Source organism: Psychrilyobacter sp., assembly GCF_037132775.1.
Taxonomy (GTDB): Bacteria; Fusobacteriota; Fusobacteriia; order Fusobacteriales; family Fusobacteriaceae; genus Psychrilyobacter.
The window spans coordinates 1-9164 of the sequence record NZ_JBAHZY010000015.1; the positions used below are offsets into that span (position 1 = coordinate 1).

Annotated in this window: 10 protein-coding genes and 1 pseudogene; 5 read left to right on the forward strand and 6 right to left on the reverse strand. The window is 31.2% G+C overall.

Annotated features, from left to right (window positions below):
* Positions 1-290 precede the first annotated feature (290 nt).
* Together V5784_RS00875 and proB are read right to left on the reverse strand one after the other, a co-directional pair.
* Positions 291-1538, reverse strand: coding sequence for a glutamate-5-semialdehyde dehydrogenase (locus V5784_RS00875; RefSeq protein ID WP_336887164.1), 1248 nt, complete (start codon positions 1536-1538; stop codon positions 291-293).
* Between the two features lie 18 nt (positions 1539-1556).
* The gene (gene proB / locus V5784_RS00880; RefSeq protein ID WP_336887165.1) at positions 1557-2678 is read right to left on the reverse strand and encodes a glutamate 5-kinase; all 1122 of its coding nucleotides are present in this window, start codon (positions 2676-2678) and stop codon (positions 1557-1559) included.
* Between the two features lie 261 nt (positions 2679-2939).
* On the opposite strand from proB, the gene V5784_RS00885 reads away from it, so the two are divergent.
* From V5784_RS00885 to V5784_RS00900, 4 genes and pseudogenes are all read left to right on the forward strand, one after another.
* On the forward strand, positions 2940-3368 hold the full coding sequence (locus tag V5784_RS00885; protein WP_336887166.1) for an S-layer homology domain-containing protein: 429 nt from the start codon (positions 2940-2942) through the stop codon (positions 3366-3368).
* 47 nt (positions 3369-3415) lie between these two features.
* Entirely contained in the window at positions 3416-4762 is a 1347-nt protein-coding gene (locus V5784_RS00890; protein WP_336887167.1) for a glucose-6-phosphate isomerase, read from the forward strand.
* Positions 4763-4926: 164 nt separating this feature from the next.
* On the forward strand, positions 4927-5358 hold the full coding sequence (locus V5784_RS00895; RefSeq protein ID WP_336887168.1) for a hypothetical protein: 432 nt from the start codon (positions 4927-4929) through the stop codon (positions 5356-5358).
* 53 nt (positions 5359-5411) lie between these two features.
* Positions 5412-5681 (forward strand): annotated as a pseudogene (locus tag V5784_RS00900) (hypothetical protein); the annotation flags it as partial.
* 154 nt (positions 5682-5835) lie between these two features.
* Here the strand turns inward: V5784_RS00900 and V5784_RS00905 are convergent.
* From V5784_RS00905 to V5784_RS00915, 3 genes are all read right to left on the reverse strand, one after another.
* The gene (locus V5784_RS00905; protein WP_336887169.1) at positions 5836-6366 is read right to left on the reverse strand and encodes a transposase; all 531 of its coding nucleotides are present in this window, start codon (positions 6364-6366) and stop codon (positions 5836-5838) included.
* Positions 6341-6556, reverse strand: coding sequence for a hypothetical protein (locus V5784_RS00910; RefSeq protein ID WP_336887170.1), 216 nt, complete (start codon positions 6554-6556; stop codon positions 6341-6343). The genes V5784_RS00905 and V5784_RS00910 overlap by 26 nt, the downstream gene beginning before the upstream one ends.
* Before the next feature lie 113 nt (positions 6557-6669).
* The gene (locus tag V5784_RS00915; RefSeq protein ID WP_336887171.1) at positions 6670-6810 is read right to left on the reverse strand and encodes a hypothetical protein; all 141 of its coding nucleotides are present in this window, start codon (positions 6808-6810) and stop codon (positions 6670-6672) included.
* A gap of 823 nt (positions 6811-7633) precedes the next feature.
* Here V5784_RS00915 and V5784_RS00920 point away from each other — a divergent pair.
* Entirely contained in the window at positions 7634-8491 is an 858-nt protein-coding gene (locus tag V5784_RS00920) for a 5'-nucleotidase, lipoprotein e(P4) family (protein ID WP_336887172.1), read from the forward strand.
* Positions 8492-8573: 82 nt separating this feature from the next.
* Here V5784_RS00920 and V5784_RS00925 read toward each other — a convergent pair whose 3' ends face one another.
* Positions 8574-8933, reverse strand: coding sequence for a PTS fructose transporter subunit IIABC (locus V5784_RS00925; protein WP_336887173.1), 360 nt, complete (start codon positions 8931-8933; stop codon positions 8574-8576).
* Between the last annotated feature and the right edge of the window lie 231 nt (positions 8934-9164).

The window sequence follows — 9164 nt, forward strand, 5'->3', positions numbered from 1 at the left end:
CATATATGCTAAAATGTTTATATCCTTTTTTCATAAATTAACTCCTTTAATGTTTGTTGTCGTAACTACATTATATCGGTTTTTATGAAAAAAGGTCTTTTTTTATTTCAAGTGGTCGACTTGAAATGATTATACACCTAAGAATGCTATCAATAGAATTTGAAGAAAGATTAAAAGGACATTTATAAAAAAATAGGTAAATGAAAAGGGTACCAATTAAGATACCCTCTATCAGCTAAGAAATGTAATTTACACGTAATTTGGGACAGACCCCAAATAAAAAAATTAGATTATCTAATTTGTCCACTTCCTCTAATTATATATTTAACAGAAGTTAGTTCTTTGATTCCCAGAGGTCCCCTTGCATGTAGTTTTTGAGTACTGATACCAATCTCTCCTCCAAATCCAAAAGCTCCTCCATCGGTAAATCTAGTAGAAGCATTGATATAAACGGCTGCAGAATCTACTTCCCTCAAAAATTTCTGAGTATTTTTATAATTTTCACTAATGATTGCTTCTGAATGTTTTGTAGAGTAAGTATTTATATGTTTTATGGCTTCATCTATGGAATCTACAGTTTTAATAGATAAAATAAGATCTAAATATTCGGTATTCCAATCGCTGTCAGTTGTAGGGATAGCATTGGCTAAATATTTTATAGATCTTTCATCAGCTCGAATCTCTACTCCTAAATTGTCTAATTTCTCTCCTAGACTGGGAAGTAATTTTGAGATACTGTCACTATGAACTAAGAGGGTTTCTATGGCATTACATACTCCTGGTCTAGAAGTTTTTGCATTGATAATAATATCTATAGCCATCTTTAAATCTGCACTATGATCAACATAGGTGTGACAGAGACCTGCACCTGTTTCTATAACAGGAACACTTGCTCCTGCAAGTATAGCTTGTTTTAGCCCCTTACCACCACGTGGAATGATAACATCGATAAAATCATTCATGGTAATTAATTCGTTTACGCAATTTCTATCGGTGTTTTCAATTAATTGAATAGCTCCATGAGGTAATCCTAATTTTTCACCTGCTTTAGTAATAACTTTAGCTAATGCTATGTTTGAACAAAGAGCATCTGAGCCTCCCCTTAGGATGATAGCATTTCCAGATTTTAAACTTAGTACAGCTGCATCTACAGTGACATTTGGACGGGATTCAAAAATCATCCCAATAACTCCTAAAGGAACACGAATCTGTGATATTTCCATCCCATTTTCATGTCTGAACCCACTCAAAATTTCACCGATAGGATCATCTAAGCCTTTGACAGTTCTAATTTCCTCAGCCATCCCACGAATTCTTTCTTCAGTCAGAGTTAATCTGTCTATAAAAGCAGGAGTAAGACCATTTTCTTTACCTTTAATCAAATCTTTTTCATTTTCTGACTTTATAAATTCTATATTGTTTAGAAGTTCCTTGGCCATCTCTTCTAATATATTATTTTTAGTAGGAGCATCCATTTGAAGTAGTTTTCTGGAAGCTTTTTTAGCCAAGCCACCCATATTATTAATATATTTTTTCATGATTTCACATCTCCTTTATTAAAAAATAAACATGTTATCCATATGTACAACTTCATTATAATCTTTATGTCCTAAAATATGGTTGATATCGGAAGAATTTTTTCCTTTGATAAGGTTGACCTCTACCTGACTATAATTAGAGATTCCAACAGCAACCTCATTTTGATTACTATCACAGATAGAGACAACTTCTCCCCTGTGAAAATCACCTTCACATTTTATAATTCCAATAGAAAGAAGACTGTTGTGGTTTCTAAGAGCTGTTGTAGCTCCATCATCTATAGTGACTTTTCCTGTTTTTGTGGTTCCGTAGGTTATCCAATGTTTACGAGCTTTTAATTTTACCTTGGTCTCTAAAAATAATGTTCCAATCTCTTGACCATCCATGATATCTCCTATAATAGAAGGGTCAAATCCTTTGGCAATAATCATAGGAATTCCAGCAGAAGTAACTATCTCACCGGCACTTATTTTGGTAGCCATACCTCCAGTTCCTAATTTACTTCCAGCTCCAGTAGCTATTGCCTTGATATGGTCATCGATTTTTTTAACGGTATTAATAAAGGTGGCTTTGGGATCAGTTTTGGGATTACCTGTATACAAACCATCTATATCAGACAGGATAAGTAATAGATCTGCATCTATCAAGGTAGATGTAAAAGCTGAAAGAGTATCGTTATCGCCTACTTTTATCTCGTCTACAGCTACCGAATCATTTTCATTTATGACTGGAATTATACCCATGGAAATTAATCTTAGGCAAACATTTCTGGCATTTAAATATCTCCCACGATTAGATATATCTCCTTTAGTCAAAAGTAATTGTCCTATTTGCTTTCCATATTCAGAGAATAATTTTTGATATAGATGGATAATGGCGACCTGTCCTACAGATGCAACAGCTTGTTTATCTGGCAGTGTTTTAGGTCTTTCTTTTAAACCCAAACTCCCCATACCGGCTCCAATAGCTCCAGAGGTAACCAATATAACTTCATATCCTTTGTTATGAAGGTTGGCTAATTCACGGACTAATTTGTCTATTCTAGATAGATTTAGTAATCCATTTTCAAATGTAAGGGTAGATGTTCCTACCTTTACAACTAATCGTTTTATGTCTTTTAAATAATCTTTTCGAATCATAAAATTCCACCTTCCAAATTATAATTTTCTTTAAAGTATATCATAGTTTTGATTATTGGTTAAAAGATAAAAAAAAAGATTTCATCATATAATTAATGGTTAATATTAATTAATTTTGGCCATTCTCTTTATTTGTCAAGAGATAGAATGGTTCTGTTTTGCAACTTTTGAGTTTTATTTTAGACTGGGAATGGAATTGCGAACTAAAAAAACATATGCTATACTCAAACTAAAGACTAAAGTTAATTAGATGGAGGAAAAATGAAAAAAATATTACTAATATTTGTAGCTGTGACCTCTATTACTTTTAGTTCACAGATGTATGGCGATATATCTGATGAACATTGGGCATACAGAGCGATTGAAAATTTATATATAAACGGAATTTTGCCTAAAGATTCCACAAGTTTTGACGGAGCTAAAACGATCAATAAATATGATCTAGTTTATTATCTATCTAAAACCCTTAACAAGATAGACGAAACTAAAGCTAGCCAATCAGATCTATTGATATTAGAACATCTGGTCTATGATTTTTCCAATGAATTGAATAAGATGGGGTTCAATACAGAATTGTATATAAAGAAGATAAAAATCAATGAAGAGAATATAGAGATTTTAAACCAAAGAGTTCGAAGCAATGAACTTGAGATTGAAAAATTAAAGTTGGAATTGGAAAAGATGAAATAATAGATATATTATTTATTTAAAATTAAGTAATTATAGGAGGATAAAAGATGAAAAAATTATCATTTGATTTTTCTAATAATGACCAGTTTTTTGGAGGTCATGAATTAGAATTTATGAATACTCATATTGAGGCAGCTGAAAAAGCATTGATGGAAGGTACAGGAGCAGGAAAAGATTTCTTAGGGTGGGTAAATTTACCAGGAGATTATGATAAAGCTGAATTTAAAAGAATAAAAGAAGCTGCTCAAAGAATAAAAAAACAATCAGAAGTTCTAATTGTAGTTGGAATAGGTGGATCTTATTTAGGGGCTAAATCTGCAATAGAATTCTTAACACATACATTTTATAATGAATTACCTGTAGAAAAAAGAGATACTCCAGAGATCTATTTTGCAGGAACAAATATTTCAGGAACTTATCTAAAACATTTAATAGAGTTGATTGGAGATAGAGATTTCTCAGTGAATGTAATATCAAAATCAGGTACAACGACTGAACCAGCAATAGCTTTTAGAGTGCTGAAGAAATTACTTATAGAAAAATATGGAAAAGATAAAGCTAAAGACAGAATCTATGCTACAACAGATGCAGAAAAAGGAGCATTAAAAAAATTAGCTATAGATGAGGGGTATGAAACATTTGTAGTCCCTGACAATGTAGGTGGAAGATTTTCTGTATTAACAGCAGTAGGATTATTACCTATAGCAGCAGCAGGGATAGATATAGATGCACTTATGACAGGAGCAGCAGATGCAATGATAGATTATAAAAAACCATATGCTGAAAACGACTGTTATAAATACGCTGCAGTAAGAAATATTCTTCATAGAAAGGGTAAAGAAATAGAGTTATTGATAAACTACGAACCTAGATTACACTATATTGCAGAATGGTGGAAGCAGTTATACGGTGAGTCTGAAGGTAAAGACAACAAAGGGTTGTATCCTGCATCAGCAGATTTTACTGCAGATTTACATTCTTTGGGGCAATATATCCAAGATGGAAAGAGACATCTTTTTGGAACTCTTATCAATATAGGAACTCCAGAACTAGATATGGTTATTGAAGAAGATGACTTAAATTTAGACGGGCTGAACTATCTAGCAGGGAAAACTATGGATTATGTAAATAAGATGGCAGCAGAGGGAACTAGATTAGCTCACAGAGATGGAAATGTACCTAACTTAACTATCAACTTACCAGAAGCTACTCCTTATCACTTAGGGTATATGTACTACTTCTTTGAAAAAGCTTGTGCAATCAGTGGATATCTTTTAGGAGTAAATCCTTTTGATCAGCCAGGTGTAGAAGCTTATAAGAGTAATATGTTTGCATTATTAGAAAAGCCAGGATTTGAAAAAGAAACAAAAGAAATTAAGAAAAGGTTAAAATAATATTATAGTTTTAAATAAAGAACACAAGATTAGAGATCCGCTATGGATTTACTGGTCTTATGTTTTTTTAATTAAATTCTTTACTCTTCACACTACCTTCACAAAGGTCGGTTATTATATCTATATAAAAAGAAATAAAACAAATTAAATCAAGGAGGATTAAAATGAAAAATAAAATAATAGTAGGTTTATTGATGGTATCGGCACTGTCTTTTGGAGCAGGAAATAATAATACAAGAGATACTAATAACAGTGGTCAAAGAGTATTTTATCAGACTCAAATGATGAATAACTTATCGAAAAAAAAACAAACAGAATTAACTAAGATGATAGAAGATAGAAGGGAAGCTAACTACAAAAAAGGTTTAGATGTCAGATCTAAACAATTGGAATTAGAAAAACTATTATCAGAAGATAAGGTAAACTGGAAGAGTGTAGAAAGAGTAAATAAGCAAACATCAGATATGAAAGCTAAGCAAAGATTGGATGGTATGAAATTTAGAAGTGATATAGAAGATAAATTTGGACTCTCGATAGGTCATAAGGGTATGAAAGGTAATTGTGGGTCTATCGGAAATGGACATAGAAATAACTAATATTAAATAAATAAAAATAGGAACTCCTATTTCGTAGAACTAAAAAAGGTGATACTCTCTCTGAGATAGAAAATAAATTTCAAATAAAGGCAGGGCAATTGAAGATTGATAATAAATTAAAAACAGATAAGAAATATCTAACTCAAGAGTTGATAATGAAAGATCCTAGGATAAATATTTATTGGCCGGTAGAATGGAAAGGAGTAACTAGTCCCCACCTTCATTTTGAAGTTAGGAAAAACGGGATATCTACAAACCCTATGAACTATTTTAAATTAAAAAAAACAAGTGAAAACTTTGGGGCTGTTGCAAATTTTGTGTAAACTTTAAAAATTAATGTAAAACTTTTATAAAAAGAGGAGTAATAATTCTTTAATTATTGCTTCTCGTTTTTAATATATTAGAACTTTATTTTCTGTATGTCAATAGCAGAGTCTAAAATTAGCCTCTTTTAAAAGGTGTATCTTAGATTATCACTTAGTTTAATCTTTCTTCAAAAAATATTTGTAATTGAGAGTAGATTACACCCCAATCTCTTCGGCGCCCAGTCCATTCCCGCGTGATATCCATCGTAGTAAGATAAAGAAGCTTAAATAGACTATCATCTGTAGGAAATACGGATCTACTTTTACTTGTTTTTCTGAGTTGCCTATTAAATCCCTCTATTGTATTGGTAGTGTAAATTAGAGTCCTAATTTCTTGAGGATATTTAAAATATGTAGCTAAATTTGCCCAATTAGACTTCCTGGAAAGAGCTATTTGTGGATATTTTTTCTTCCACTTTTCTTCAAAATTATCCAGCTCAAAAAGAGCGATATCTTCAGTATTAGCTTTATAGACTTTTTTTAGACCAATCATAAGTTCTTTAATATCTTTGTACGATACAAATCGACTAGTGTTTCTAATTTGATGAATAATACACTGTTGTATCTCTGTATCAGGAAAAGCAGCAGCTATGGCATTAGAAAATCCTGTAAGAACGTCAACACAGATGATAAGGAGTATCATTAACACCTCTATTCTTTAATTCATTCATTTTAAGCAACCAGAACTTAGCACTTTCAATCATTTGTCCCATCATTTCTTTAATTAATGCACTAAAATCCAAACTGGTATTAGGTGTTCTACTAAGATATTCTCTAATTAGCTCTTTTCGTGCTAATTCATCAGGGGATAAATCTTTTCTTCTTTTTCTCATAAAAAAACCACCAAATTAATGTAATTGTAGTTTACACTAATTTGGTGGTTTACACAAAATATGAGACAGACCCGTCAAAGTTTACAGGTTTTTTTATATTTAATAATGTTTTTTTAGAAGTTGATATAAAATTCTGTATTTTGTATCTTATCAAAGTTTTCTAATTCGTGGTTCCCTTTAAATTCTGCTGGTAAGATCTCCTCCACCTTGAAAAAGTTTAAAAAATTTATGCCTACTCTTTTAATTCTTGCCATTTCTATTTCCTCCTATTGAAATCTTATTTATATAATTATAGTATCAGTTATTTCACTATATTAAAAATATATATATTAAATTGATATATGGGTAATGATGAATCTTATTGATAGTATATTACTATAAATTGTACATGATGTACTATAAAAATGGTGTTTTGTAGTAAAGAACTCAAATTTTTCTTTTAAAAAAACTTAATTATACCCTACACTTAACGGATAACAAAAAAACATATATGTTATATATGTATATTAAAATGAAATATGGATATAATCAATCCATTCTTATTAGAAGATTAGAAAGGCACTTAGAAAAAATTCTAAGTGCCTTTCTATTACTACCCCTGAATGAAGGAGATAAAAAAATTTGTCATTAAATTCTTTACTCGGTCTCCTACAAGATGACTGGAATTATAATTTACCCTTTAAAGTTATTTAAATTAAAAAATACATACCAAATTAGAAATATTAGAAAGAGAACTATAAGAAAAAATATGAATTTTAGAAACCCCCCCTTCCTAGCTGCTGAACGATTATTTATTCTGATTTTTTTCTTTCTTCTCATCTCCTAACCCCCATATGTTATTTTTCCTGTAAATATAGTATATATTAAAATCAACTAAATTTCAAAAATATTTATATAATCAATCTTTTATTTGAAGAAAATATCTCTAAGATATGATTAGATTTTATACATTATCAAATAATTTTAATTTTTAACAAATCCATTTCCCCTTTTATTCTTATTATAGATAACCGTCTCATTGATTTTTTTTCTTCTTATGCTACACTTAATTAAAGTTTGAATTTATAGGAGGTAGTAATGAAAAAGAAAATATTATTAATTGCAGCATTATTAGCGCTGGGGACAGCTTGTACAGCAATAAAAACAAGAGTACCTGAACCGACTACAAAAATTAGCATGATATCTAATGAAAATCATGATATAGCAAAATTCGCCAATCAATCTATCCTTGGAACAGTATGGGTAAGAGATTCAGGAGAATATAGAGCATTGACTCATCAAGCGTATAATTCTGGGAAATTCTATTTAAAAGAGATCGTGAAAGATCCCCAAAATAAGGATAAAAAATTAGCTATAGTATTAGATTTAGATGAAACGGTATTAGATAATAGTGCATTTGCTGCTTGGCAGGCTGTTAATAATAAACTATTTAGTCCCAAAGACTGGGCAAGATGGGTAAATGCAAAACAAGCAACAGAAGTGCCGGGATCTGTAGACTTTGTAAAAACTGCAAGAGACTTAGGTTTTGAAGTGTTTTATGTTTCAAACAGAAACGCCGACTTAACAGTACCAACAATAAAAAATTTAAAAAATATAGGAGCCCCTTTTGCAGATGAAGAGCATGTATTGGGGAAAACTACTACATCAAATAAAGCATCGAGATTAAAGAGTATAGAGGACAAAGGATATACAATAGTTCTTTTAGGTGGAGATAATCTAGATGATTTTGATAGTGCAGTTCATCGTAAATTAAATATAGACAGAAGAAATCATGTAGAAGATATGAAAGATAGTTATGGAACTAAATTTATAGTTTTACCAAACCCAGAATATGGTGGGTTTGATAGCGGAATTGTAGATGGATACTATCAATTATCAACAAGTGAGAAGATCGAAATTAGAAAAGAAGTCATAAAACCATGGGATGGGAAATAAACAAGGTGACGTTGCATTTATACTTTCTAAGAAAGTATAAAAAAGTGTCGAGAATTAGTAACTACTAATTCTCGACACTTTTTTAAATCTCTTTTTTCAGTGTTCCTATTATACCTGCTGTTACAAGTGACCCTGTAATTACCGAAAGAAGGTACATCATTGGATGAGTTATGATAGGAAGAACGAATAATCCACCATGAGGAGCAGGTAATTCTGTTCCAAAATACATGGCCATTCCACCAGCAAGAGCAGAACCAATTATACAAGCAGGAATGATCTTTAATAGATCTGCTGTTGCAAAAGGTATAGCTCCTTCTGTTATAAATGAAGCTCCTAATATAAAATTAGTTTTACCAGAATTTCTTTCATCTTTTGTAAATTTCTTTTTAAATAATACTGTAGCAATAGCTATTCCTAATGGTGGAACCATTCCACCAGCCATAACTGCTGCATGGGGAGCATAATTTCCAGAAGCGATAGCTGCACAAAAGTAAATGCCGCTTTATTGATAGGCCCACCCATATCTACTGCCGGGTCTGTCTCATATTTTGTGTAAACCTCCAAATCAGTGTAAACTACAATTACATTAATTTGGAGGTTTTTTTATGAGAAAAAGAAGAAAAGATTTATCCCCTGATGAATTAGCACGAAAAGAGCTAATTAGAGAATATCT

Bases quoted from the DNA above. Each gene is read 5' to 3' on its own strand.
- V5784_RS00875 (WP_336887164.1), bottom strand. From the start codon at position 1,538: ATGAAAAAATATATTAATAATATGGGTGGCTTGGCTAAAAAAGCTTCC.
- proB (WP_336887165.1), bottom strand. From the start codon at position 2,678: ATGATTCGAAAAGATTATTTAAAAGACATAAAACGATTAGTTGTAAAG.
- V5784_RS00885 (WP_336887166.1), top strand. From the start codon at position 2,940: ATGAAAAAAATATTACTAATATTTGTAGCTGTGACCTCTATTACTTTT.
- V5784_RS00890 (WP_336887167.1), top strand. From the start codon at position 3,416: ATGAAAAAATTATCATTTGATTTTTCTAATAATGACCAGTTTTTTGGA.
- V5784_RS00895 (WP_336887168.1), top strand. From the start codon at position 4,927: ATGAAAAATAAAATAATAGTAGGTTTATTGATGGTATCGGCACTGTCT.
- V5784_RS00905 (WP_336887169.1), bottom strand. From the start codon at position 6,366: ATGATACTCCTTATCATCTGTGTTGACGTTCTTACAGGATTTTCTAAT.
- V5784_RS00910 (WP_336887170.1), bottom strand. From the start codon at position 6,556: ATGAGAAAAAGAAGAAAAGATTTATCCCCTGATGAATTAGCACGAAAA.
- V5784_RS00915 (WP_336887171.1), bottom strand. From the start codon at position 6,810: ATGGCAAGAATTAAAAGAGTAGGCATAAATTTTTTAAACTTTTTCAAG.
- V5784_RS00920 (WP_336887172.1), top strand. From the start codon at position 7,634: ATGAAAAAGAAAATATTATTAATTGCAGCATTATTAGCGCTGGGGACA.
- V5784_RS00925 (WP_336887173.1), bottom strand. From the start codon at position 8,933: ATGGCTGGTGGAATGGTTCCACCATTAGGAATAGCTATTGCTACAGTA.